This is a genomic window from Streptomyces sp. NRRL S-378 (assembly GCF_000720645.1).
Lineage (GTDB): Bacteria > Actinomycetota > Actinomycetes > Streptomycetales > Streptomycetaceae > Streptomyces.
Genome location: NZ_JOBX01000004.1, coordinates 97,076 through 121,399, shown reverse-complemented (window position 1 = coordinate 121,399; position 24,324 = coordinate 97,076). Strand labels below are relative to the sequence as shown.

Sequence of the window (24,324 nt, the reverse complement as noted above, 5' to 3'; positions counted from 1 at the left end):
GAAGTGAGTGCCCTGTGATTCCCGGTGGTGGCCAGCCCAACATGCAGCAGCTGCTCCAGCAGGCCCAGAAGATGCAGCAGGACCTCGCCGCAGCCCAGGAGGAGCTGGCGCGGACCGAGGTCGAGGGCCAGGCCGGCGGCGGCCTGGTCAAGGCGACCGTCACCGGCTCCGGTGAGCTGCGCGCGCTGGTGATCGACCCGAAGGCCGTGGACCCGCAGGACACGGAGACGCTCGCCGACCTCGTGGTCGCGGCGGTCCAGGCCGCCAACGAGAACGCGCAGGCGCTCCAGCAGCAGAAGCTGGGCCCGCTCGCGCAGGGCCTGGGCGGCGGCAGCGGGATTCCCGGGCTGCCGTTCTAGCAGTACCCTCCCTCGTCCCCTCCCATTCGACGCATCCATCCGAAAGAAGGCAGTCCGTTGTACGAAGGCGTGGTCCAGGACCTGATCGACGAACTGGGCAGGCTGCCCGGCGTCGGGCCCAAGAGCGCGCAGCGGATCGCCTTCCACATCCTGCAGGCCGAGCCCACCGACGTCCGCCGCCTCGCGCACGCGCTGCTGGAGGTCAAGGACAAGGTCCGGTTCTGCGCCGTGTGCGGGAACGTGGCGCAGGAGGAGCGGTGCGGCATCTGCCGTGACCCGCGCCGGGACGCGACGGTCATCTGTGTCGTAGAGGAGCCGAAGGACGTGGTCGCGATCGAGCGGACCCGCGAGTTCCGGGGCAAGTACCACGTCCTGGGCGGCGCGATCAGCCCGATCGAGGGCGTCGGCCCCGACGACCTGCGCATCCGCGAGCTGCTGGCGCGCCTGGCGGACGGCGAGGTGACCGAGCTGATCCTCGCCACCGACCCGAACCTGGAGGGCGAGGCGACCGCCACCTACCTCGCCCGCATGATCAAGCCCATGGGCCTGAAGGTCACCCGCCTGGCCAGCGGGCTCCCCGTCGGGGGAGATCTCGAGTACGCGGACGAGGTCACGCTGGGGCGGGCCTTTGAAGGAAGGCGACTTCTCGATGTCTGACGCAACGCTGCACGCCCTCGGCCAGGATCCGGACGACTTCGCCGCCTCGATCGCGGACCAGATCGAGTCGTTCATCGTCGCGGTCACCGAGGTCGCCAAGGGCGAGGACCCGGACAGTGCGGTGCCCTTCCTCCTCCTGGAGGTGTCCCAGCTGCTGCTGGCGGGCGGCCGTCTGGGCGCGTACCAGGACGTGCTGCCCGACGAGCGCTACGAGCCCGACCTCGGCCCGGAGCCGGACGTCGACGACCTGCGCGAGCGGTTCGCGATCATGCTGGAGCCGGTCGACGTCTACTCCGAGGTCTTCGACCCGTACGAGCCGCGCAAGGCACCGGTGGCCCACCGGATCTCCGACGACCTGGCCGACGTGGTCGCCGACCTGCGGCACGGGCTGATCCACCACCAGGCGGGCCGCATCACGGAAGCCCTGTGGTGGTGGCAGTTCTCGTACTTCACCAACTGGGGCCCGACCGCCTCGGCGACCCTGCGCGCCCTCCAGTCCCTGATCTCGCACGTGCGCCTTAACCAGCCGCTGGCGGCCCTGGACGGCCTGGACACGGACGAGGACATGACCGAGGACGACCTCGCGGAGCAGGCCGGACAGGTGATGGCGCAGGAGCTGGGCCGCCTGGGCCGCACATGACCCGCCGCAGGTGACCCGCTCCGGACGACCCGGCGCAAGTGGACCTCCGGCACGGGAACCCGGATGTTGATCTTTTCGTCTCATGATGTGGTACGAGGCGGTCGGATCCCGGTCGCTCGTTAGACTGCACCAGCAATGAGACGGACTGAGCGAGGAGCGCACGTGGGCCTTGTCGTGCAGAAGTACGGAGGCTCCTCCGTAGCCGATGCCGAGGGCATCAAGCGCGTCGCCAAGCGGATCGTGGACGCCAAGAAGAACGGCCACCAAGTGGTCGTCGTGGTCTCCGCGATGGGCGACACGACGGACGAGCTGATCGATCTCGCCGAGCAGGTTTCCCCGATGCCTGCCGGGCGCGAATTCGACATGCTGCTGACCGCCGGAGAGCGGATCTCCATGGCCCTGCTGGCCATGGCGATCAAAAACCTGGGCCACGAGGCCCAGTCGTTCACCGGTAGCCAGGCAGGCGTCATCACCGACTCGGTCCACAACAAAGCGCGCATCATCGATGTCACGCCGGGCCGTATCCGCACCGCGCTGGACGAGGGCAACATCGCCATCGTCGCCGGCTTCCAGGGGGTGTCGGCGGATTCCAAGGACATCACCACCCTGGGCCGGGGCGGCTCGGACACCACCGCCGTGGCGCTCGCCGCGGCGCTGGATGCCGAGGTCTGCGAGATCTACACCGACGTCGACGGCGTCTTCACCGCGGACCCCCGCGTCGTGAAGAAGGCCCGGAAGATCGACTGGATCTCCTCCGAGGACATGCTGGAGCTGGCCGCCTCCGGCTCCAAGGTGCTGCTGCACCGCTGTGTCGAGTACGCACGCCGATACAACATCCCGATCCACGTCCGTTCGTCCTTCTCGGGACTGCCGGGCACCTGGGTCAGCAACGAGAATCCGCAAGGGGACGAGCAGGTGGAGCACGCCATCATCTCCGGAGTCGCTCACGACGTCTCCGAAGCCAAGATCACGGTCGTCGGCGTCCCGGACAAGCCGGGCGAGGCCGCCGCGATCTTCCGCGCCATCGCGGACGCCGAGATCAACATCGACATGATCGTGCAGAACGTCTCCGCGGCCTCGACGGGCCTCACCGACATCTCCTTCACCCTCCCCAAGGCCGAGGGCCACAAGGCCATCGACGCCCTGGAGAAGGCGAAGAGCGCGATCGGTTTCGACTCCCTGCGCTACGACGACCAGATCGGCAAGATCTCCCTGGTCGGCGCCGGCATGAAGACGAACCCGGGCGTCACCGCCTCGTTCTTCCAGGCGCTGTCCGACGCGGGCGTCAACATCGAGCTGATCTCCACCTCGGAGATCCGGATCTCGGTCGTGACCCGCCAGGACGACGTCAACGAGGCCGTCCGCGCCGTGCACACCGCCTTCGGGCTCGACTCCGACAGCGACGAGGCCGTCGTCTACGGGGGCACCGGGCGATGACGGCGCCCCGGTCGACCCCGGCTCCGGCACTGGCCGTCGTCGGGGCGACCGGAGCGGTCGGGTCGGTCCTGCTCCGGCTGCTGTCCGAGCGGGCCGACGTCTGGGGCGACATACGCCTGATCGCCTCCGGGCGCTCGGCGGGCCGGATGCTGTCCGTCCGCGGGCAGGAGTGCGAGGTGCTCGCCCTCACCGAGGACGCCTTCGACGGACTCGGCCCGGGCGACATCGCCCTCTTCCTCACCCCCGCCGAGATCTCCGCCAGGTGGGCCTCCGTCGTCACCGCGCGCGGCGCGGTCGTCGTCGACCAGTCCGCCGCCTTCCGGGACGATCCCCAGGTGCCGCTCGTGGTGCCCGAGATCAACGCCCACGCGGCGCGGATCCGGCCGCGCGGGATCGTCGCCGTGCCGGACACCGCCACCGCCGCGATGATCGCCTCCCTGGGCGCGCTGCACGCCGAGTACGGCCTGACCGAGCTGGCCGTCTCCACGTACCAGGCCGCGAGTGCGGCCGGCCGGGCCGGGTCAGAGGCACTGCGCCGCCAGCTGTCGCTGGTCGCCGGGACCTCCCTGGGCGAGCAGCCCGGCGACGTACGCCGCGCCGTGGGCGAGGAGACCGGTCCCTTCGCGGCCCCGCTGGCCCTCAACGTCGTGCCCTGGTGCGGTGAGCTGGACGAGGACGGCTGGTCCTCGCACGAGCTCGCCGTTCGGGCACAGACCCGCCGGATCCTCCAGCTGGAGACGCTCCCGGTGTCGGTGACCTGCGTCCGGGTGCCGGTGCTGACCGGTGACTCGCTGACGGTGCGGGCCGGCTTCGGGAACGAGGTGAAGGCCGCGCACGCCCGGGAAATCCTGGAGGCCGCGCCCGGCGTGGTGCTCGTGGACGACCCCGCGGCGGGGGAGTTCCCCACTCCCGTGGACGCCGCCGGGACGGATCCGGCCTGGGTGGGGCGGGTGCGGGCCTCGCTCGACGACCCGTACGCGCTGGAGTTCTTCGTGTGTGCCGACAATCTCCGCAAGGGGGCGGCATTGAATGCCACGCAGATCGCGGAACTGATCGCAGGTGAGTTTGCGTAATTCGCTTTGTAGGATCGGTGCCGATCCCTTGATCAAGGTGATGGCCCGACTGCCGTTTCGCTGGACGGGGCAATCGGGAAGAGCGGGTACGCATGAGCGCAATACGGATTTCTCCGGTGAGGCTTCCACGCGCGTACAACCCTGACGGGGGGACGCGTGTCCTACAGGCGTGGCAGAGGCACTGCTCGAAGTGGCCGTCCTACCGGCACGCGCGGGGATCGTCCCGCCGCCCCGGGGTTTCCGCACGTCCGGCGGCGGTCTTCCCGTGATCGTTCCCGTCCCGCCGCCGGGGACCCCGGAGGCGCCCGCACGGGCCGCCGCACCACTCCTCCCGGGCGGCCTCGTGCCCGCGCAGCGTGACAACGCCGGGACGAACGGGAAGCTCGAGGACGATACGGCGGGGCCGGCGGCAGTGGTGACGGCCGACGCGGCGGACCTGACGGCGGGCCCGAGGTCCGACGCGGACCTGACGGCGGGCCCGACGGCCGACGTCGCGGCGGAGGTGGTGGCCGGCACCACGGTCGACCACCTCACGGCGACCTACCAGGCGCACTACCGTTCGCTCCTCGGCCTCGCCGCGCTGCTCCTCGACGACACCGCCTCCTGCGAGGACGTGGTCCAGGAGGCGTTCATCCGGGTGCACTCCGCCCGCAACCGGGTCCGCGACCGCGAGAAGACCCTGGCGTACCTGCGCCAGACCGTCGTGAACCTCTCCCGTTCCGCCCTGCGCCGGCGCATCCTCGGCCTCAAGCTGCTGTCGAAGCCCATGCCGGACATGGCGAGCGCCGAAGAGGGCGCGTACGACCAACTGGAACGCGACGACCTGATCAAGGCGATGCGGGGGCTCCAGCGCCGCCAGCGCGAAGTGCTGGTGCTGCGCTACTTCGCGGACATGACGGAATCCCAGGTCGCTGAGACGCTCGGGATATCGCTCGGCTCGGTCAAGGCGTACGGATCGCGGGGCATTGCCGCGCTGCGGGTGGCGATGGAGGCTGCGCAGTCATGATGGACGACCACACGGCGCCGCACGGCGCGAGCGGCGAGGACGAACTGCGCATCCTCCTGCGCGGGGCCGTCGAGGGCCTCCAGCCCTCCGAGGACGCGCTCGAGCGGATCCTGCACGGCGTCCCCGCGCGGCGCCGGGCCCGCAGGCGCCGGGCCGTCGTCGGCGCGGCCGCGGCCGCGCTGCTGGCGGGGACCGCGATCCCGGCCGCCCTGCACCTGGCGGGCGGCGAGGGCACCGCCCCGGACCGCCATGCCATGGCCGGCCACGAGGCGCACTCGGGCGACGAGCGGGACGGCGCGTCCGACCCGCACCAGAACGGATACGGCGCCTACCCGAAGGCAGGGGGCTCCGTCAGCGGCTCCCCGGACGCGGGCGGCGCCACCGGACAGCCCGACCCCTCGCAGGGCGGCGCCCCCTCCGGCGGGCTGACCTCGGGCCCGGCCGGCACCGGCGCCTCGGGCGGACCGGCCGGTTCCGCGGCCGGCCCGGCGGCCGGTACGGGCCCGCTGCCGCCGGTGGCCGCTCCGGGCGTGCCCGGGTGCGGGGCCGAGCAGCTCGGCGTAGTCGGCTACGTCCGCAACCCGGAGGGCGACGGCCGGGTGGCCGGCGGCTTCAGGGTCACCAACGTCTCGTCCCAGGGCTGCGCCGTCACCGGCCGGGACGCCGTGACCGCGGCCTCCGCGCCCGCCGCGACGCTGGCCCCGGGCTCCGGGGTCGCCGTGGTCGGCCACACCGCGGGCGGCCCGGGCAGCGGGCTGCTGCCCGACCCGTCGGCGGAGGCGCCGGTGGTGGTGCTCCCGCCGAACAAGTCCTACGAGGTCCGCTTCGCGTGGGTGCCGCCGGGCGAGCCCTGCGCGGCGACCGGCTCGACCAGTGGCGGTACGCCGCCGCAGACCGGGTCGGCGGGCACCTCGGGCAGCCTGCGCAGCGGAGCGGCGTCGGAGCCGCAGACCGGCACTCCCCAGGCGCCGAGCGTCGTCGAGGTGTCCCACACCCCCCAGACCAGCGGCGCACCGACGACGCGGACGTCGATCCCCGACGCCTGTGGCGGCACGGTCTACCGGACAGGTGCGATCCCGGTCGACGACTGATCCTGCGGGTCCTGGCCGGCCGGGGCGGTGGGGTCCGCCGGGGCGGTGGGGTCGAGCAGGCCCGCCTCCGCGTCGCGCAGCGTCTCCACCTCGCGGCGGTAGAGCCGGAACCACATGAAGAGCACGAAGGCGACGAAGACGAACCACTCGCCGGTGTAGCCGAGGTTCTGGAAGGCCTTCAGGTCGAGCCCGGTGTTGGTCGGTGCCTGCGCAGGCACCGGAAGCATGCCGTCCGCAGGGGTCTGCACGGTCAGCCAGGCGTCGTACAGCGGGTGCGGGACGATGTTGACCAGCGTGGCCGCCGCGATCACGCCGACCTGCCCGGCGGGCAGACCGCCCTGGGCGTGGACCCCCTTCGTGCCCGAGTTCTCCGGGGCCTGGAGGGCTCCGGTCACCTCGACCCGGCCCGTCGGCGCGGCCGGCGCCTTCGCCGGGTCCGCCGGGCCCGGCAGCCAGCCCCGGACGACCGGGACGGCCTTGCCGGAGTCGGTCTTCAGCAGCGTCAGGACGTAGAAACCGGTGGCGCCGTCGAGCCGCCGCTCGGGCACCAGCATCTGCTCGGCGTACTCCCCGGACGTGGAAGCCAGCCGTCCGGAGGTCTCCGTGTCGACCGGGAGCAGCGAGTCCAGCGGGGCGGCCACCTGGTCGGCGGGCCGCTCGGCGGTCGCTTCCCGGTGGCTGTCGACACGGGCCTCGAACCGGCCGAGCTGCCAGGACCCCATGAACAGGCAGAAGGGGACCGCGAGCGCGACGAAGACGTTGATCCCCCACCAGCGCGGGGTAAGGAGAAACCGGTGCACCCCACCACGGTACGGGGGGTGCACCGGCCACCGGTCCTCAGGGTCGGGCGGGCAGGTGCTTCAGCGCGAACTCCAGCTCCATCCGGACCTGCTTGATCCGCTCCTCCACGACCAGCGAGCCGTGCCCCGCGTCGTACCGGTACACCTCGTGCACCGCTCCGCGCGCCGCGAGCCGGTCCACGTAGTTGTCGATCTGCCGGATCGGGCAGCGGGGGTCGTTGACGCCCGCCGCGATGTGCACGGGGGCCTTCACCGCGTCCACGTACGTCAGCGGCGAGGAGGCCGCGAACCGGTCCGGGACCTCCTCCGGCGTCCCCCCGAAGAGGGTGCGGTCCAGCGCCTTCAGCGCCTCCATCTCGTCGTGGTAGGCCGTCACGTAGTCCGCGACCGGTACGGCGGCCAGGCCCACCGCCCACGCGTCGGGCCGGGTGCCCAGGCCCAGCAGCGTGAGGTACCCGCCCCAGGAGCCGCCGGACAGGACCAGGCGTGCCGGGTCGGCGAGGCCGGACGATACCGCCCACTCCCGGACCGCCTCGATGTCCTCCAGCTCGATCAGGCCGACCCGGTGCTTGAGGGCGTCCGTCCACTCCCGGCCGTAGCCCGTCGAGCCCCGGTAGTTGACCCGGACCACCGCGAAGCCGTGGTCCAGCCAGGCCGCCGGGGCCGCGGCGAACGAGTCGCTGTCGTGCCAGGTGGGCCCGCCGTGGACCTCGAAGACCGTCGGGAAGGGGCCGTCGCCGTACCCCGCCGGACGCTGCACGAGCGCGTGGATGCGGCCGCCCGGACCCTCCACCCAGGCGTCCTCCACCGGTAGCGAGCCCGGCGGCCGGAAGCCCGGCGGGTCCAGGACGACACCGCCCGCGGTGGACCGCACCGACGAGGGCTCGGCGGCCGAGGACCACAGGTACTCCACCGTCCCGTCGGGCCGGGCGGTGGCCCCGGACACCGATCCCGGCGGCGTGTCCACGCGTACGAGCTCCCCGGCGGCCAGGTCGTAGCGCCACAGCTCGCTGCGCGCCTCGAAGCTGTGCGCGACCAGCAGCGCGGAACCGTCCGGATACCACTCGGCGCTGACGTCGCCCGGAAGGTCGATCGCGAGTTCCTGCTCGGCGCCGGTGGCCACGTCCCACACCAGCGGCTCCCAGCGGCCGCGCCGCTGGTGGCCGATGAGCAGCCGGGTGTCGCCCGCGACCGGGGCGAAGCCGAGCACCTCCAGGCCGAGCTCCACCGTCCCGCCGCGGGAGTCGTCCAGCTCGGCGACGGTGGCCCCGTCGAGGGTGAGGACGCGCAGCGCCGAGTGCATCGCGTCGCCGTGCTCGGTGTGCTCGACGGCCAGCAGGGTCCCGTCGTACGACAGGTCGCCGACGCCCGCGGACTCCCGGTGCCGGTAGATCACCGTGGGCTCGGAGCCGTCCGGGCGGACCACGTGGATGGTCGAGCCGTCCTCGTCCGTGGAGCGCCCGACGACCGTGGTGCCGTCCCGCCCGATGGCCAGGCCCGCGGGGTACGAGGGCTCCAGGCCGGGGGTGGCCGGTTCGTCGGGGCCGCCCGCGAAGGGCTGGCGCACCCATGTGCCGAACTCGTCGCCGTCGGTGTCGGAGAACCACCAGATCCACTCGCCGTCGGGGGAGAGGGTGCCGTCGGTGGTGCCGTTGGGGCGGTCGGTGGCCTGCCGCTGCCGGCCGGTGGCGCGGTCCCAGGCGTAGATCTCGAAGGTGCCGGTCGCGTTGGAGACGAAGAGCGAACGGTCCGGGGCGTCCTCGGCCCACTCGGGCAGCCCGATGCGCGGCGCACGGAACCGCTTCTCCCAGTCGGGCATCTCGGGGGTGATCTCGCTGTCGCTGGTCATGCGCCCATTGTGGCCGCAGCGGCTCCCGGGATGCCGACTGCTCCGAACGGGCGCACAGTGGACCCGTACGCCAAGGAGGAACGATCATGGCCAAGAAGGCCCGCACCGGCCACCACCTGCACCAGGACTCCGAACGCGCGCTGGCGAAGAACACCGCCGCCGAGGCCCGTGCGAAGGCCGCGTTCAAGGACGCCCACTCCACCGCCGCGAAGACGCGCGGCATGCAGCAGAAGGCCCAGGCCAAGCGCGGCTGAGGGCCGTCGTCCGTACGCTGGCGCCATGCGGATGATCGTCCGGGGTGCCCGGCTGCTCCACACATCAGGCCTGTCCGACACATCAGGCCGGTCCGACTCATCAGGCCTGTCCGACTCATCGGGCCTGTCCGACGTCGAGGTCGGGGAGGACGGCCGCATCGCGCGGGTGGTCCCGTACGACGACCAGAAGGAACCGCCGGCCACCGGCACCCTCATCGAGGCGCACGGCGCCCTGCTCACCGCGCCCTTCGTCGAACCGCACATCCACCTCGACACGGCGCTGACCGCCGGCGAGCCGCGCCCCAACACCTCCGGCACCCTGTGGGAGGGCATCGCCTGCTGGAGCGAGCGCAAACGGACCCTGACCCGCGAGGACGTGATCGCGCGGGCCACCGAGGTGCTGCGCTGGCAGGCCGCCCACGGCGTGCTCCACGTCCGTACCCACTGCGACGTCACCGACGCGTCCCTCACCGCCCTCGACGCGCTGCTGGAGGTGCGCGACCGGGTGCGGGACGTCATGGACCTGCAGATCGTCGCCTTCCCGCAGGAGGGCATCGTCTCCTTCCCGGACGGCGAGGCGCTGCTGCGCGAGGCCGTCGCCCGCGGGGTGGACGTCGTCGGCGCGATCCCGCACTTCGAGGACACCCGCGAGGACGGCGTCGCCTCGCTGCGGACCGCCTTCGCGCTGGCCGAGGCACACGGCCTGCGCGTGGACGCCCACTGCGACGAGATCGACGACGAACAGTCCCGCTTCGTCGAGGTGCTGGCCACCCTCGCCCTGCGCTCGGGCCTGCGCGAACGCGCCACCGCCTCGCACACCACGGCCATGGGCTCCTACAACGGCGCCTACAGCTTCAAACTCCAGCGGCTCCTGTCCCGTTCGGGCATCAACCTGGTCGCCAACCCCTTCGCCAACCTCAACCTCCAGGGCCGCTTCGACGCCTACCCCAAGCGGCGCGGCCTCACCCAGGTCCGGGAGATGCTGGCCGCCGGGGTCAACGTGGCCTTCGGCCACGACGACGTCATGGACCCGTGGAACGCCCTCGGCACCGCCAACCCGCTCCAGACCGCCCTGGTCGGCCTGTACGCCGCCCAGCTCACCGGGGCCGACGACATCCCGGTCGCCTTCTCGATGGTGACGGACCGTGCGGCGCGCGTCCTCGGCCTCGGCGCCGACGAGTACGGCATCACCGCGGGCGCCCCGGCCTCCTTCGTCCTCCTGCCCGCGCCCTCGCCCGAGGAGGCGATCCGCCGCCAGGTGCGCCCCCGTTACGTGGTCTCCCGCGGCTCCGTCCTCGCCGAGACGCCGCCCGCCCCGACCCGGCTCAGCTGGCCGGGTGAGCCCCCGTCGGACGTCGACTTCACCCGCCGCCTACGCTGACGTGCCATGACGTGGACGCTCGACACCAACTCAGCCCGGGCCGCCCTGGAGATCGCGTCGGAGTACGCCGACGCGGCGCTCCTGAACCACTCCGTGCGCTCCTATGCCTTCGGCGCGCGCTACGCGGCCGACCACGGCCTGGAGTACGACCGGGAGCTCTTCTACGTGGCGGCCCTCCTGCACGACCTGGGCCTGACCGCGCCGTTCGACAGCCACACCCTGCCCTTCGAGGAGGCCGGCGGCCACGTGGCGCGCGTCCTGACGGCGGGGCTGGGCTGGCCGGCGGACCGGCGGGCCCGCGCCGAGGAGATCATCGTCCTGCACATGCGGGACGACGTGAGCGCGGCCGAGGACGTGGAGAGCCACCTCCTCCAGGTGGGCACCAGCGCCGACGTCTCCGGCCTGCGCCTCGCCGAGTTCGACCCGTCCTTCACCGCCGGCCTCCTCGCCGCCCACCCGCGGGCCGGCTTCGGCCCCGTCTTCACCGCTCTGGTCGAGGACCAGGCGAGGCGCAAGCCCGCCTGCGCGGCCGCCGCCTACGTCGCTTCCGGCGCGGCCGCCCGTATCGCGGCCAACCCCCTGGACGCGTGACGGGGACGCCCGCGGCGCAGGTCACGAGGATCGGGCACCCGGTCGGATAGCGTGCGCGCATGTCGTGGGACGAGGACGGAACACCGCACCCGCTCGCACAGCGCCGCACCGGCCGCAGCGAACTGGAGGCGGACCGGCTGCCCGAGGTGCGGGAGCTGGAGGCGCTCGGCTGGGAGCCGGCCCCCGAGGACCTGCGCTGGGTCTTCCTCCCGTACGTCTGGCCTGCGGCGGCCCGCACCTGGATCCCCGACCGCTCCACCCACTGGGCCGTCGACACCGCCCTCGACGGCCACGGCCACATCACCGGCGTGGAGTGCGCCCCGCTCCCCGAGCCGGACCTGCAGGGCCTCGACCGCGAGGCGGACGAGGCCCTCGCCGCCCTCGGCCTCCCGCCCCGCCCCCGGGGCCGCCTCTGGCTGCTCCGCCCGGTGGGCCCCTTTCCCACCGTCGCGGAGGTCCTCGCCCACCTCGACGCCCTGACCGAGGCGGCCCCCACCGCCGACCTCCCCACCCTGGCCCGCACGGAACTGGCCGCGCTCCACGGGAGCTCCTAGGCGGTCTTGGCTACCCTGGACGTGGGGGCAGCGGCGGGAGGCGGTCTCATGCGACGGCGGCATCACTTCCACATCGAGCACGCGGGCCACTCGGTCAGTGCCACGGTCCAGACCGGCCGCACCGCGGTCGTCGAGGTCCTGGTCGACGGCAAGGAGACGGGCCACGCGACGACGCACCACGACCACCCCGTGACCGTCCGCATCGAGCTTCCTACGGACCCCCCGACGAGGGTCTCCGTCCGCGCCACCCCCGGCCCGGGCATCCCCCGCTGCGTCTTCGAGGCCCCGGCCACAGAGCCCCACATCATGTCGCCCCGCCCCTACTGACGCCCCGGCAACCGCAGGAAGGGCCTGATCCGCTCTCGCGAACCAGGCCCTGTCGTCGATCACGGCGTAGGGGCTTTTCGCGCTGATGCTTACCGTGCCGGGGAAGGCGGCGTGCTCCACATGTTCGTATGGGGGTCCGGCGGGGGCCGTATATGTCCTGACCTGCGGCGGAGCGTTCGTGGTGGCCCCCTCCGGACATCGCTGGACGGGGCCGAATGAGACCAGAACTGAGACCGGGCGGGGCGCTGCTGAACGGAGCCCAGGCCCTCTCACCCGGGATGGGATGCCTTCCCCGGACCGCTCACCCGGGAGGCCTCTGCTGCTCAGCCCTCCACTGGCTGACAAGCTGCTTCCGCCACCCCTTCGGCGGGGGCCAAGGGATGCCCCAAGCGGAGAGCTGGTCCCTGGTCCAGCCACCTGCAGGTGTGCGCATGGCTTCGATCTCGTCCGGAGAAGGGATGGCAATGCTTGCAGCGGATGTGGCGGCGACATCTGGAAGGGAATCCAGCAGAACGCTCCGAGAGCCAGGCCCGTCCGGCTCCAGAGGAGCATGAGGGGCGGCAGGCTCGCGCATCCGAAGGCGATACGGGCGGATGGACCACGACCAGCTTCGCTTCAAGATCAGGGCAGACATGGTCAGAGAGTCCACCTCCAGGTCGCCCAGTGCTGCGCGCACCTGGGGCCATGTCAGCTCGCCGTGTGTCTCCAGTGCTGCCGTGAGCGCGGTGTCTACGCGTGGGTCGACGGATCGGTTCTCAAGGAGGCTGAGTGTGCGGTTCCCGTCGGTGGCGATGAGTCCCCAGCCCCGGTTGCGGCAGAACGCTTCGACCGCACGGTACTTGGCGACGTTGACGGCCATCGCCATCTCGTAGACGGGCTTTACCTCGATGAGGATGCACTGGCCGTCGACCGTGGCCATGAGTAGGTCGGGGTAATAGGTGCGCTGCCGCCCGGCGAACCAGTAGCTGATCGCAAGAGGTTGTTCTTGGTAGTACGCGACCTGAGGGGCGAAGCTGAGCAGCTGAATCACCCGGAGTTCCGTGTCTGACTCGTACGCCACCTCCCGGCCTAGCTTCGGACAGTGCCACATCCCGAAGACGCCTCTGCCGCCCTTCTCCCTGAGCACGTCCAGCTCTTCCCGCGCCGGCGCCGGCTCAGCCTTCCCGAACCAGTTCACGTCCGCGGACAGCGCCTCCCAGCGCCGGGCAGCACGGTCGACGCGCACCTGCCGTGCTGTTTCGCGGCGAGCGGCATCGTGGCGCAGCATGCGCACCGTGGCGGCCTCGGCGGCAAGGTTCTCCGCCCGCACCCTGTCCGCGCCGGCCAGACGGGCCAGCAGCGGCACCGCTTGTCGCGGCGCCATTGAGGGAAGCAGCGCGTCGGCCAGGTCGAGCAGACGTTCCGCCGTCGGCGGCTCTGCGCCCGGTGGCACACGGTCCACGCAGCTCAGCTCAGCCAGCACTGCGTGGACCTTTCGGGACGCCGGGCCGCCGGTGGTGCGGCGCATGCTGCGGATGGCTCGTGTCTGCAGCTGCCTGACTCGCTCCCGGGATATTCCGAAGGCTTCGGCGATCTTCTCCAGCGTGTGAGCCGACTGGTCGTACAGACCGAGGCGCCGGGAAAGGACCTCCCGGTCCCGTTCCTTGACGATCTCTCCCACGGCGGCTGCGAGCAGCTCACGCAAGACCAGCAGAGTGTCTGGATCCCGCTCGGCAATGCGGTTCCAGGCGGGCGTCAACCCCACGGCACCTGGGCACACGCACTCCAGCAGCCAATCGTCCAGCAGCAGTCGTGTGCCGGCCTGCCACAGCCGCCGGGCAGCCGCTCGCCGCACCTCGGAGGTCACAGCTGCCAGATCGTGGACCACGGTGCGAGCGAGGAAGACTTCGCGGCGTTCGGGACGAAGAACGTGGCCGGTCGCCTGCTCCCAATCAGCCAGAACCTCGTCAGCTTCCGCCGTCCTCCGCTGTTGGGCAGGGGTGGGGTCGCGGTCGTTACGTTCTTGACGCTCGCGCCGCTCGTGGAGTCGACGCGCGTCCAACATGCTCTGCCACGAGTACGCCGGGTCGGCGGCCAGTCGAGCCCTTAACCACCCCAGCGGCTCATCGGCGGCCGGTTCGGGAACCATCCGAGCCAAGCGTGCACGGATGGCTCCTGCCGTACGGCCGTGCCGCTCGGCCAGCCCTTGTAGAGAGACTCCCTCCCGCACGCTGTCGACAAGCCGGGCGTCCTCTGCCTCATTCCATGCTTGACCGCGCCTTGATTCGGCTGCCTGTTCCTGCACAGCTCCCCCCGATTCTGCGACTGTGGCCAGTATGCCCATCCGCACCAACGACCCGAATGGGGAACAGGGAAGCGTGGCTGATCATGGTGTGCCGAGCTTCACGCTGAGGCAGTCGCCGGAGTCCATCGCCATCCCGGTGGGGCTGTAGGCGATGACACCGTGTCGGGCCCGGCCAGGGCCCTCATAGCGGTGCAGTGTTGCCCGGCGTCGCCGCTGGTGAACTCGATCACGACTGAGTCCCTGCGGTCTTCCATTGGTGCCTGCATGCCCGGGACGCTCGCCGGCCCTATCCATAAGACGCGGGTCGGGCGCTGGCCCGTCTCGCTGCTCTCCGACAAGGGGATCCCGCCCGAAGAGACTCCCGGCTCGTCGGGCACTCCGGTACGGCTGTGACCGAGGCCGTCTACCGGAAGCAGATCCGGCCCGTGATCCAGACCGGAGCGACGGCCATGGACGAGATCTTCAAGGACGCTCGGAAGCCGTAGTCACTCAGTTAGTCACCCAGACGCAGAGAGAGCCGGTGCAGATTGCTCTGCACCGGCTCTCACCTGGTGTTTCTCTGTCGGGGTGGCGGGATTTGAACCCACGACCTCTTCGTCCCGAATGAGGTCCACCCAAGATCCCCACCTGGGCAAACGATGTTTCCCCTGGTCAGAGCCTTGGTCTCGAACGGTCTGGGGCAGTCTCAAGGGGCCCCGGGGAGCACATCGGCTCCCAGCTGGCTCCCAGCCGCCGACGCCGTCTGCCCGTGCTCACTCGTGATCCACCCGGATGACACGGACGTAGGCGAAGAGTCGGTAGCTTCCCGCCCTCCTCCCTTCAGGGGAAGCGAGCGTAATCTCCATCGCGGGCCGGGGCAGAGACAGTAGAACTACACCGGGATGCCCGCTGAACGAGCGGACAGCGCTGGGCCGTCGAGCTTGCTGGCTGACGCTTCTGCACTGTCGTCCCCAAGCGCGCCGAGCCTGGCTATGATGATCTTGCCGGCTTCGACGACGGGCAAGCCGAGCGCCCGGGTCGACGCCTGGCGGATCCGGATAGGCGTGGCAATGCTCTCGCAAGCCCGCTGGGCGGGCCTCCGGCACGCACGGGTGGTCCCCAGAGATTTCGCCACGGTGGCCGTGCCCTTCGGTCAGGCCCGCAGAGTCCAGGGCCTCAGCGGATCGGCCGGGACGAGGTCCCACCCGTCGAAGCGGTGGCGAACGCTGCCCCGATCGGTAGAGAACGAGCACGTTGAGACCGCTTGTGCACGCCTCCCCAACGGTCAACTCGATCGCGTCACCGCCTGCGCTCCACAAGGGCAAGTCCGCCCCAGCCGGCAGTTCAGTCGCATGCACCAGCGAGAGCGGAGTCCACGGCCCCCGCGCCCCGAACCGTCGCGTTCGCACCCATCACAGAATCCCCCTGCAAGCGAACCTTATCTGGAGAGCCACCCTCGATGCTGCTGGCTAAGGAAGTCAGCGCCGTTACGCTCAGCGGGAGTTCGCTGCTCTCAGTCCCATCGTGACTACGCAGTGAGGCGAAGCGCTTGACGTGCAGGCTCTTAGGCAAGCAACCTAAATCGCTGATGAGGCGTGGACATACCCCTCGCCACCGTCCCAGCACGGCCGCCAGCCGCCGACAGGAGCACAGTGACCGCCCTGCACGCCCAGCAGCTCGAACACGCCCTCGATGAGCAATTCACTGGGATCGTCGCCATTGACGATCTGTCTCGGTTTGAGCAGAGAATCCAGCGCAGCTCTTTTCTCTCCCGATCCCTGGCTGCCCTGGCGGTACGCGAGTTCACTGGCTATGCGCTGCAGCGCTGCGCCGACTTCGTCATCGACTCGTTCAGCGACCAGGGCATCGACGCTGTGGCCGTGGATCTCGCCTCGGAGGAGCCCCAGGTCTGGGTGGTGCAGGCGAAGTGGAGTAGCGACGGCACAGCTACCTTCTCCAAGAGTGCTGCCCTCGACCTGAAGAACGGTCTGGAACTTCTGATCGCACGGGATTACCAGTGCTTCAACGCTAAGTTGACGCCACACGTCCCCGATCTGGAACGGGCACTCAGCAATCCACGGGTACAGATCACCCTGCTGCCGGCCTGGGCGGGGACCCAGCCGATGGGGGCCGAAGCCAAGGAGGTGCTCGACCGGTTTTGCACGGAGTACGAAGACTCCGTGCGCCTGCGCGCCCTTCGGCTGCCGGACTTCATCCGCATCCTGCGCTCCGGAATCGCCGAACCTCAGATCAAGCTGAAGGCCTCAGCCTCGGCCGTCGATGTCAGTCCGATCAAGGAGCCCATCCTGGCATACCACGGCACGATCGGAGGCGCGGAGGTAGCCCGCTGGTACGAGGACAACCACCACCGGCTCTTTCAGCGAAACATCCGCAATCCTCTCGGCGTCACCGCGGTCAATCGCACCCTTGTGGAAACCCTTCGTAGAAAGCCTGAGCACTTCTGGTACTTCAACAACGGGATCACGGTTCTGTGCGACAAAGTGATCATGGGCCCTCGAGGAGACCTAGAAATGGAGGGAGCGAGCATTGTCAACGGTGCCCAGACGGTCGCCTCCGTCCATGAGGCGCACCAACAAACCCCGGATGTCGTCACACGCGCACGGATCGGCGTCCGCATCATCTCCTTGACGGACTGCCCGGAGGGCTTCGACCACGACGTCACCAGAACGACCAACACCCAGAACAGGGTGGAGCCCCAGGACTTCATCGCCTTGGAAAAGGTGCAGCAGCAGCTCCGCGATGACTTCCTACTTCGTCTGCGGAAGACCTACGTCCTACGCCGTGGCGAGGAGCCACCACAGTCCAAGGACGACGGTTGCACCCTCAGGGAGGCCGCAACCGCGCTCGCCTGCGCTCACGCCTCTCCGGAACTGTCCTTCCAAGCCAACGTGGACGTCGACCTTCTTTGGGATCCGAAGCAGCACCACCGGCTATTCCCGCTGCACCGTACCAACGCGGTGAAGACCTGGCGCACCATCCTCGTGCTTCGTGAGGTCGAGCGGCAGATCGATGAACAACGCCCGCAGTGGGAGGGGCGCGCCGGCACACTCGCCGATCTTGGGCGACTACTCATCGCTCACGTGGCCTTCCAGCGCCTGCCTCAAGGCTGGCAGGAGATTCCGGAGTCCGATTGGCCAACCGTACCGGCGTGCGTCGCCCCACTTGTTGACGCCTCCGTAGCCACCTTGATCCACTGGATCGACACGGGATACGGCTCCAAGAGCCAGGTGAGCAGCATCTTCCGCAATGCGGAGCGATATTCCAACGTTGCCGGTTCAGCGCTGGCGACCCTACAGGGCGATAACCAGCCTCCGCCCCTCTCAGCGGAGTACCGCGCGTCCGAGCGTGAAGGGCACGCACGGAAAGCCAAGGCAGTCACCGTGATCTTCGAGAACAACGCGTTGGAGGAAGGGACGCCCCTGGAGTTCCGCCCAGTCCCCGGCCGTGAACAGCAACAGCTCACTCCCTGGCTCACGGCGGATCCACGCCGGGCGCGTGCAACCTGGACCCGGAACCGCCGTGACTGCCTGGTGTGGGCAGTGGACGGTATTGCCTACTCACCGACCGGCCTGGCCCAGAAGATGCTCGTGGAGGCCGGTTACCAGAGCAAACCGCTTCAGGGCACGCGGCGCTGGTTCGTTCCGCAGCGCGGCTCCCTAGTGGACATCGCCGACCGGTTGCGCCAGGAAGCAGACGAAGAAGAAGAATGATCTCGTTGTCTAACCTCGCAGGACACGACGCCAGCTGAGCGCGTCTGATCTGTCAGCCGAGACCACGAAGACCCGGGCCGCTCAGGGCGGCCCGGGCCTGCCCGTATTCGTCAATCAACGAGGTAGTGGGCCTCGATATAGGCGACGGTGGCGTCGTACGGTTCTCCCACCGGCTTCAGTGCGTAACGGCGGAAGACCGCGGCGGTGGCGCGGCGGGCGCCTCGGTTGCGGGCGTCGGCGTTGTCCCATGCCCGAGCAAGGGTGCGGGTGACTACCTGGTCGATTTCCTCGGCCAGGTACCTCTCCGTGATCGTGAGGCCGGCAGGTGCGTGGTCGTGGATTATCCGCGACAGGACTCCGATGTGGTCGTCGTCCAGCACTACGACGGCTTCGTCGGGGTGCTTCTCGGCGTTGACGATGGCCCGGGCCACCCGAAGCGCTTCGGAGAGGAAGTCCAGTGCGTCCTGGGCATTCTGGATGATCCGGTCTCGCAGCTGCTTGATCCGCTCCGCGAGGGCGGTGTACTTCGCGGACCCGGGCTCAATGCCCTTGTCGAGGGCAGCCTTGATGTGGTCCAGAATCTCCGACGCTGACGGCGGAGACGGGTCCTTTCCGCCATCTTTGTCGGCCTTGGGACGGACGAGCGCCAGCAGCTCCTTGAGGATGGTGATGCCCTGGGCGTCCAGGACGAGGGCTTCCTCCTGAGAGGCGACCACGGAGAAGGAGTGGACGTGGGCATTGATGATCTCCAGGACCATCGGCCCCAGTTCGGTCAGCCGTTCCTTCCTCTCGTCGTCAGAGGACTTCTTGAACAGGGTCGTGTACACGGACCCGAACAGTCCGAAGCCGTCGCTGTACTTGGCGACCCGCTTGTCAGTGTTGATGAACGGGTACAGGCGGGCCAGGAGCCGGTAGTCCTTACTGAACACCTCGGCGGCGTCGGGGTTGGCGTCCAGGAAGATGTTGATAGCTCGGACGGACTGGTATCCGTGGACCGTCAGGTCGACGCCGTCCACGTCCGCGAGGAGGTCTTCGATGCGGGCGAAGGTGGTGCGGAATTCGGCGACCAGTTCGGACAAATCGGTGACGAACCCGCCTCCCTTGCTGGGCCCAGCTGCGGTGGGGTCGACGACGGCCCGCTGGACTTCTTCGGCCAGGCCGATGTAGTCCACGACCACGCCGGAGGTCTTCACGAACCCGGTCGGTGACACCCAGGTGCGGTTCGGGCGAGTGATCGTCTGGAACAGATTGTGGGCCTTCAGTGGCTTGTCCAGGTAGAGGACTCCCTCGTTGGGAGCGTCGAACCCGGTCATCAGCTTCGCGGTCACCACCAGGAAGCACAGAGGGTCGTCCGGGCTGAGGAACCGCCGCTTTTGCTCCTCTTCCTCGGTCTCCGAGAGCTGGTACGCCTTCATGTCGACGTCTTCGGTCTTGGAGTCCGAGACGGAGATGTTCACCTCTGCAGTGATCCGCTGATGCTTCCCGACGTCGCCGAGCACCTGGGATGCCTCGAAGCCAGCCAGCAGCTCGTTGATCTTGTCCGTGTACGCCACAGCCAGCTCACGGTTGTAAGCGACGACCTGCGCCTTGAGGCCGTTGCGGTAGGCGCCGGCCAGGTAGTGGTCCACGATGTGCTGGCAGACCGTGTGGATGCGGTCGGGGTTGGCAAACACCGAAGTCAGGCGTCCGAACTTTCGGGACAGGGCCTCACGGTCGGGGTCGTCAAGGTCGAAGTCGTCAGCGAACTCGTCGAACTCGGCCTGCAACGCCTGGTCGTTCATGTCGAAGGACACCGGGTGCGGATGCAGGACGACCGGGACGGTCGCCTCGTCCAACAGAGAGCGGGATACCGAATACCGGTGCATCACCCTCCCCGGGTCGCCTTCCTCCCCGAAAAGGTCGAAGGTGTCGGTGGCGAGGTTCCTGATAGGGGTACCCGTCATGCCGAAGAACCTTGCGTTGGGCAACGCTGCGCGCATCTGCCCGGCCAGGGACTCCTCGTCGGAGGACTGCGTGCGGTGCGCCTCGTCAACGAGCACGATGATGTTGCTCCGGACCGACAGGTTCTTGCCGGCCTCCGCGAACTTGTGGACAGTCGTGGAGATGACGCCACGTACGTCGTCGGCCAGCAGGGTACGCAGCTTCTGGCTGTTCGAAGGCTTGTGGAAGTACGCGTCGCCCATCGCCGAGGTGAACACCCCGGAGGTCTGCCGGACGAGGTGAGTCCGGTCCGAGAGCAGGATGATCGTGGGCGACTCGGTGCGAGTATCGGCCAGTAGCAGCGCGGCGGCGAAAACCATCAGCAGGGTCTTCCCGGACCCCTGGTGGTGCCAGACCAGCCCCTTCGAGCCGCCTTGCAAGACGCGCTCGTGGATCAGGTGCGCAGCTTCCATCTGCGGGTAGCGGGGGAGGTACTTCTTGTCGGCCCCTCCCCCGGCGGTGTCGAAAAGGACGAAGTTGGCGAGCATGTCCAGCACCGTGGTCGGGTTCATCAACAACTCGACGGAGCGCTTCACGTCGGCGTGGCCGGACAGGTTCTCGTCATCGTCGGTGGATCGGAAAGGCTGCCACAGGTTCGTGGGCGCGCCTGCGGGACCGAACCGCAGCTTCAGTCCGTCCGTGGCGACGGCGAAGACGTTGGGTGTGAAGAACCACGGGTACTCAGTGGCGTACACGTCGTTGATATCGCGTGCGGCGTCCGCCCAGGCGGACTTCGCGGTCGGGGACTTCACCTCGACCACGACCAGGGGAAGGCCGTTGACCCAGTAGACGAGGTCGAACCGGCGGGAGGTCTTGCCCGGCACGCTGATGGTTACCTCGTCCGAGACGACCATTGTGTTGGCGGTCAGCGTTTCGAAGTCGACCAACTTCAGCGTGTGCCACACGCCGTCGATATCCCGAAACTCCTTCCGTCCTCGCAACAGACGCAGCACCTGCTCGTTGGCGCGGACTAGTCCGCCCTCGACGGCGGTGACCGTGGCCACGATTTCATCGACCACCACGTCCAGGTTGAACCCCTCGATCACCCCAGGGTTCAACCTGACGATGGCCTCCCGCAAGTGGGAAATGACTACCGTCTGTATGGTCTCCCGTGGCAGCGCCCGCCCTGCGCTGTACTCCCAGCCCATCGGCAAGGACCACTGGATCATTTGGTTCTGGAACTCGCGCTCCCGAATGCCCTTCGCCACGCCTCAGACCCCCCTGGTCGGACTAAACGTCAACGGTGATGCTCTGATCCAGCAGCCCCGACACCAGGCTTGCGCGGACTCCGCGCAGGCGGTGAACCTCAGCGCGAGTTGCCGCGACGACCTCGCTCATTGTGTCCAGTTCTGCTGCGATGCGTTCCTGGTCGGTGACGGACGGGAGACGTACTCCCATGCGAGCCGCCCGCTTGGATCCGATGTGCTTGATGTTGGTTCCGCCGGCGATCTCACGGAATTGCCCGGACTCGTATGCCCACAGACACCAATGCTTGACGAACGGCGGAATGCTGACACTCTCGACGGCGCGATACCGAAGCAGCGTGTTCTGGAAGCAGACAGGAGCAGGAATCTCATCCCGCCACATGGCTGGCATTCCCACTGCCTTCTCGCTGGCGCTTCCCTCGGAAACTAGAACGTCCCCGTACCGCAGTCCGAAATTCTCGCGCTCGGTCGGGTTGAAATCCATCTCGAGTACGTCCGAGAGGTTGAGGGTTCCGTAGCCGACGTTGGCAGACCGGAGGTAGGGAGTCATGTGGGGACCGGTGGCGCGTTTCGGCGAGCGCTGACGCCCCATCGTGATGCTGAACGCCTCGTCGGCGCGCACTTCGGCGGCGGAACCGTCCGTCATGGAGTCGCTGCGAAGTCGACGAAGAACGTTTCGCATGGCCTCGGCCTCAGCATCGAGGGCGCTGATCTGGTCATCAACGGCGCAGATGACCTCGACGATCCGCTTCTGCACCGGCAGTGGCGGAATCTCCATGCTGATGTTGAGGAAGTCGGCTGGCTTCACCCGCTCCCGCCGACCACCCATTCCCTTCGACGCCCCCTGCAGGGCGTCCCACATACGCTGCGTTGTGGTGAGAATTCGAAAGAACTCCGGGTCTGCGGCTGGCGCGAAGGAGAAGGTCGGAAATTCCTGCGACGCGAATGATTCCGGTAGATCGTTAGGGGTGACGGTAATCGCGCCCTCGAACGCCTTGAGTCGACTATAGACGAGTACGCCGGGGCCGATCCGGTTGAGCTTTTTGTAGGACGTCGAGCTTCCCGCGATGGGATCTCGATAGAGCAGCCCCCGCCCTCTGTTCAGCACGCCCACGGTGGGGTACTTCTCTTCTGAGTCCACGTCCACGGTTTCTGCATTGGGCGTGAGGAATCGGGCCAGTGGTGCCCGGACCCAGCCTTCTTGGACCTGGCCGACAGAATCCTTGCTGGTTGGGTCACTCATCGAAGCCCTCGATCCCGGCGGCGGCGAGGACCTCAAGCATGCGGGCTTCGGCCTTCTGTCGCTCGGCACGAGCCATGTTGTACACGTCGATGAGAGTCCCGAGGTCTTCGCTCTCGACTGCGGCCTGCTTGACGTACTTACCGATGTTCAGGTCGTACTCGTTCGCCACGATCTCCGTAAGGGGAACGAAGCGTGACGCCAGGCTGCCGCCGTCACCGCCTACGGGTTCGTGCTCCGTATCGGAGTCCGAGTGGTAGGCCGCCACCGTGTCAGCGATGTCGGCCTTGGTGAGGACATTGCGCTTTTTGACCTTGGTGAACCGCTTGGAGGCGTCGATGAACAGCACCTGGCCCTTACGCTCCGGGGCCTTTGTGCCAGGCGCTCGGAACACCAGGATCGCCGTGGGGATGGCAGTCGAGTAGAAGAGGTTCGCCGGCAACCCGATCACAGCTTCGAGGAGATCCTCGTCGAGGACTCGCTGCCGGATGGCTGCTTCCTGGCCGCCACGGAACAGGACGCCGTGGGGGAGGACGACGCCGGCGCGGCCCTTCAGGGGGTCCATGCTGGCGATCATGTGCTGCACGAATGCCCAGTCCGCCGTTGGCTGCGGCGCTACACCACCGATGGCGCGGGGGTCGTTGGTCCAGGGCTTCCACTTCAAGCCGTAGGGCGGGTTGGCGACGATCACGTCGAACTGCGCGACTGAGCCGTCTGGCTTCTTGAACCGGGGGTCCTTCAGCGTGTCGCCTACCTCAACCTGGAACTTGTCCAGGTTGTGCATGAAGAGGTTCATGCGTGCCACACCCGCAGTGTCCGGAACGGCCTCCTGCCCGAACAGCTTGAGCGTGTAGCCGCGCTTGCTGTGGGCCTTGAGGAGGTTCGCGGAGGCGATGAGCATGCCGCCCGAACCGCACGTGGGGTCGTACACCGACTCGTAGCCCCTGGGGTCAAGGATCTCGACGATCAGCTCGACAACCTCGCGCGGGGTGAAGAACTGGCCGGCGCGGGTCCCGGAGCCGTCAGAGAACCGCTTCAGGAGGTACTCGTACGCCCCGCCAAGCACGTCGTGGGACATGTTGCCCTCGTGCATCTTCGGGGTGCGGTCCATCGCCTGCATGACGGCCGCCAACACTTCGCCAGACAGAACCTCCTCGTTCGCCCAGGTCATAGACCCGAACAAGCGAGAGAACTTGGCGGGGTTGGCATTTTCGATGGCTTGCAGGGCGGTACGCACCCGCTGACCAAGGCCGGGATGGGCGATGGTGCTGAGGATGGACGACCACGAGGCGCGGCGCTGTTGGACGGTGCCTGGGTAGATGAGCGGGATCTCGAACGACTGATAGTCGCGGTACTCGATCTCGTGGGCTTCCTCTGCGGTGAGGTCGTCCAGGTCGTTCTCATCCAGGAACTCTTGGTGGTGGTGCTCCCAGGTGTCTGACAAATACTTCCAGAACATCAGCGGGAAGACGACCGAGGAGTACTGCGCCTCGGCCATCGCCACGCGCAGCTCGTCAGCGGCGTCCCACAGCCGACTCTCGATCTCCTGCTGGGTCACTGCCATCAGTCGGGGGTGTCCTTGCTCGTCAAAGGGCGGCGACCCGAAGGCCGTGGTGTTCCTGCTGATTACTTCCGGGACGCCGGGCCTGTACACGTCGGGCGTGTGCAGTCGGCAAACATGCGCGGGGCGTCGTGTCCCCTGTGCGGGCGACGCCCCAAAGATATCCCGCCCCCGGAGCATGAAATACGGCAAACAGCCCGAGCGAACGACGCGCGACCGGCAGTCGACGACCCACTTTTCGATCCTCTTGCCGTCCGGCAGACTGCCCGCCTGATCCAAGCCCCGCCCGGAACCAGACACCGTGCTCGCCCGCCGCGCTGAGCGG

19 protein-coding genes and 1 pseudogene are annotated in these 24,324 nt (G+C 68.8%); 14 read left to right on the top strand and 6 right to left on the bottom strand.

Annotated elements, in window-relative coordinates:
* The first annotated feature begins 14 nt into the window (after positions 1–14).
* The 7 genes from IH80_RS0104525 (at position 15) to IH80_RS0104495 (ending at position 6,263) form a co-directional block, all read left to right on the top strand.
* Positions 15–359 carry a YbaB/EbfC family nucleoid-associated protein gene (locus IH80_RS0104525; RefSeq protein WP_078628190.1) on the top strand — a complete coding sequence of 115 codons (345 nt, stop codon included), beginning with the start codon at positions 15–17 and terminating at the stop codon, positions 357–359.
* 57 nt (positions 360–416) lie between these two features.
* Complete coding sequence (gene recR / locus IH80_RS0104520; protein ID WP_030648057.1) at positions 417–1,016, top strand: recombination mediator RecR; 600 nt, start codon at positions 417–419, stop codon at positions 1,014–1,016.
* Complete coding sequence (locus IH80_RS0104515; protein WP_030957863.1) at positions 1,009–1,656, top strand: DUF5063 domain-containing protein; 648 nt, start codon at positions 1,009–1,011, stop codon at positions 1,654–1,656. The genes recR and IH80_RS0104515 overlap by 8 nt, the downstream gene beginning before the upstream one ends.
* Before the next feature lie 162 nt (positions 1,657–1,818).
* A complete protein-coding gene (locus IH80_RS0104510) occupies positions 1,819–3,093 on the top strand; it encodes an aspartate kinase (RefSeq protein WP_030838740.1) in 1,275 nt (424 codons plus the stop codon).
* Positions 3,090–4,166, top strand: coding sequence for an aspartate-semialdehyde dehydrogenase (locus IH80_RS0104505; protein ID WP_030957862.1), 1,077 nt, complete (start codon positions 3,090–3,092; stop codon positions 4,164–4,166). Before IH80_RS0104510 ends, IH80_RS0104505 begins: the two co-directional genes overlap by 4 nt.
* A gap of 466 nt (positions 4,167–4,632) precedes the next feature.
* Positions 4,633–5,172: a SigE family RNA polymerase sigma factor gene (locus IH80_RS0104500; protein WP_030957861.1), complete on the top strand. Its 540-nt coding sequence runs from the start codon at positions 4,633–4,635 to the stop codon at positions 5,170–5,172.
* Positions 5,169–6,263 carry a hypothetical protein gene (locus IH80_RS0104495; protein ID WP_051808786.1) on the top strand — a complete coding sequence of 365 codons (1,095 nt, stop codon included), beginning with the start codon at positions 5,169–5,171 and terminating at the stop codon, positions 6,261–6,263. The genes IH80_RS0104500 and IH80_RS0104495 overlap by 4 nt, the downstream gene beginning before the upstream one ends.
* Here IH80_RS0104495 and IH80_RS0104490 read toward each other — a convergent pair.
* A complete protein-coding gene (locus IH80_RS0104490) occupies positions 6,230–7,063 on the bottom strand; it encodes an SURF1 family protein (protein ID WP_037878854.1) in 834 nt (277 codons plus the stop codon). The genes IH80_RS0104495 and IH80_RS0104490 overlap by 34 nt on opposite strands.
* 37 nt (positions 7,064–7,100) lie before the next feature.
* Positions 7,101–8,912, bottom strand: coding sequence for a S9 family peptidase (locus tag IH80_RS0104485; protein ID WP_030957856.1), 1,812 nt, complete (start codon positions 8,910–8,912; stop codon positions 7,101–7,103).
* 86 nt (positions 8,913–8,998) lie between these two features.
* Between IH80_RS0104485 and IH80_RS44535 the strand changes: the two genes are divergently transcribed.
* The 5 genes from IH80_RS44535 to IH80_RS0104460 are packed head-to-tail and all read left to right on the top strand — an operon-like array spanning position 8,999 to position 12,019.
* Positions 8,999–9,166, top strand: coding sequence for a hypothetical protein (locus IH80_RS44535; protein WP_158943282.1), 168 nt, complete (start codon positions 8,999–9,001; stop codon positions 9,164–9,166).
* Positions 9,167–9,191: 25 nt separating this feature from the next.
* The gene (gene codA, locus IH80_RS0104475; protein WP_234432124.1) at positions 9,192–10,547 is read left to right on the top strand and encodes a cytosine deaminase; all 1,356 of its coding nucleotides are present in this window, start codon (positions 9,192–9,194) and stop codon (positions 10,545–10,547) included.
* A 6-nt stretch (positions 10,548–10,553) separates the two neighbouring features.
* A complete protein-coding gene (locus tag IH80_RS0104470) occupies positions 10,554–11,138 on the top strand; it encodes an HD domain-containing protein (RefSeq protein ID WP_030957854.1) in 585 nt (194 codons plus the stop codon).
* 59 nt (positions 11,139–11,197) lie between these two features.
* A complete protein-coding gene (locus tag IH80_RS0104465; protein ID WP_051808784.1) occupies positions 11,198–11,692 on the top strand; it encodes a DUF5956 family protein in 495 nt (164 codons plus the stop codon).
* Positions 11,693–11,740: 48 nt separating this feature from the next.
* Complete coding sequence (locus tag IH80_RS0104460; protein ID WP_030957850.1) at positions 11,741–12,019, top strand: hypothetical protein; 279 nt, start codon at positions 11,741–11,743, stop codon at positions 12,017–12,019.
* Between the two features lie 301 nt (positions 12,020–12,320).
* On the opposite strand, the gene IH80_RS0104455 is transcribed toward IH80_RS0104460, so the two are convergent.
* On the bottom strand, positions 12,321–14,147 hold the full coding sequence (locus IH80_RS0104455; RefSeq protein WP_030957847.1) for a TnsA endonuclease N-terminal domain-containing protein: 1,827 nt from the start codon (positions 14,145–14,147) through the stop codon (positions 12,321–12,323).
* A 474-nt stretch (positions 14,148–14,621) separates the two neighbouring features.
* Between IH80_RS0104455 and IH80_RS41800 the strand changes: the two are divergent.
* Positions 14,622–14,788: pseudogene (locus tag IH80_RS41800) on the top strand (site-specific integrase); the annotation flags it as partial.
* Positions 14,789–15,934: 1,146 nt separating this feature from the next.
* Positions 15,935–18,013, top strand: a complete 2,079-nt coding sequence (locus IH80_RS0104445) for an AIPR family protein (RefSeq protein ID WP_030957846.1) — start codon at positions 15,935–15,937, stop codon at positions 18,011–18,013.
* 110 nt (positions 18,014–18,123) lie between these two features.
* On the opposite strand, the gene IH80_RS0104440 is transcribed toward IH80_RS0104445, so the two are convergent.
* Genes IH80_RS0104440 through IH80_RS0104430 form a run of 3 tightly spaced genes read right to left on the bottom strand, consistent with a single transcriptional unit; the run spans position 18,124 to position 24,002 of the window.
* Positions 18,124–21,201, bottom strand: coding sequence for a type I restriction endonuclease subunit R (locus IH80_RS0104440; protein WP_030957845.1), 3,078 nt, complete (start codon positions 21,199–21,201; stop codon positions 18,124–18,126).
* Between the two features lie 22 nt (positions 21,202–21,223).
* Positions 21,224–22,441, bottom strand: coding sequence for a hypothetical protein (locus IH80_RS0104435; protein WP_199819211.1), 1,218 nt, complete (start codon positions 22,439–22,441; stop codon positions 21,224–21,226).
* Positions 22,434–24,002 carry a type I restriction-modification system subunit M gene (locus IH80_RS0104430; protein WP_030957842.1) on the bottom strand — a complete coding sequence of 523 codons (1,569 nt, stop codon included), beginning with the start codon at positions 24,000–24,002 and terminating at the stop codon, positions 22,434–22,436. The genes IH80_RS0104435 and IH80_RS0104430 overlap by 8 nt, the downstream gene beginning before the upstream one ends.
* Positions 24,003–24,324: the final 322 nt, after the last annotated feature.

Bases quoted from the DNA above. Each gene is read 5' to 3' on its own strand.
- IH80_RS0104455 (WP_030957847.1), bottom strand. From the start codon at position 14,147: ATGGTTCCCGAACCGGCCGCCGATGAGCCGCTGGGGTGGTTAAGGGCT.
- IH80_RS0104430 (WP_030957842.1), bottom strand. From the start codon at position 24,002: ATGGCAGTGACCCAGCAGGAGATCGAGAGTCGGCTGTGGGACGCCGCT.
- IH80_RS0104485 (WP_030957856.1), bottom strand. From the start codon at position 8,912: ATGACCAGCGACAGCGAGATCACCCCCGAGATGCCCGACTGGGAGAAG.
- IH80_RS0104435 (WP_199819211.1), bottom strand. From the start codon at position 22,441: ATGAGTGACCCAACCAGCAAGGATTCTGTCGGCCAGGTCCAAGAAGGC.
- IH80_RS0104465 (WP_051808784.1), top strand. From the start codon at position 11,198: ATGTCGTGGGACGAGGACGGAACACCGCACCCGCTCGCACAGCGCCGC.
- IH80_RS0104470 (WP_030957854.1), top strand. From the start codon at position 10,554: ATGACGTGGACGCTCGACACCAACTCAGCCCGGGCCGCCCTGGAGATC.
- IH80_RS0104460 (WP_030957850.1), top strand. From the start codon at position 11,741: ATGCGACGGCGGCATCACTTCCACATCGAGCACGCGGGCCACTCGGTC.
- IH80_RS0104495 (WP_051808786.1), top strand. From the start codon at position 5,169: ATGATGGACGACCACACGGCGCCGCACGGCGCGAGCGGCGAGGACGAA.
- IH80_RS0104515 (WP_030957863.1), top strand. From the start codon at position 1,009: ATGTCTGACGCAACGCTGCACGCCCTCGGCCAGGATCCGGACGACTTC.
- IH80_RS44535 (WP_158943282.1), top strand. From the start codon at position 8,999: ATGGCCAAGAAGGCCCGCACCGGCCACCACCTGCACCAGGACTCCGAA.
- codA (WP_234432124.1), top strand. From the start codon at position 9,192: ATGCGGATGATCGTCCGGGGTGCCCGGCTGCTCCACACATCAGGCCTG.
- IH80_RS0104505 (WP_030957862.1), top strand. From the start codon at position 3,090: ATGACGGCGCCCCGGTCGACCCCGGCTCCGGCACTGGCCGTCGTCGGG.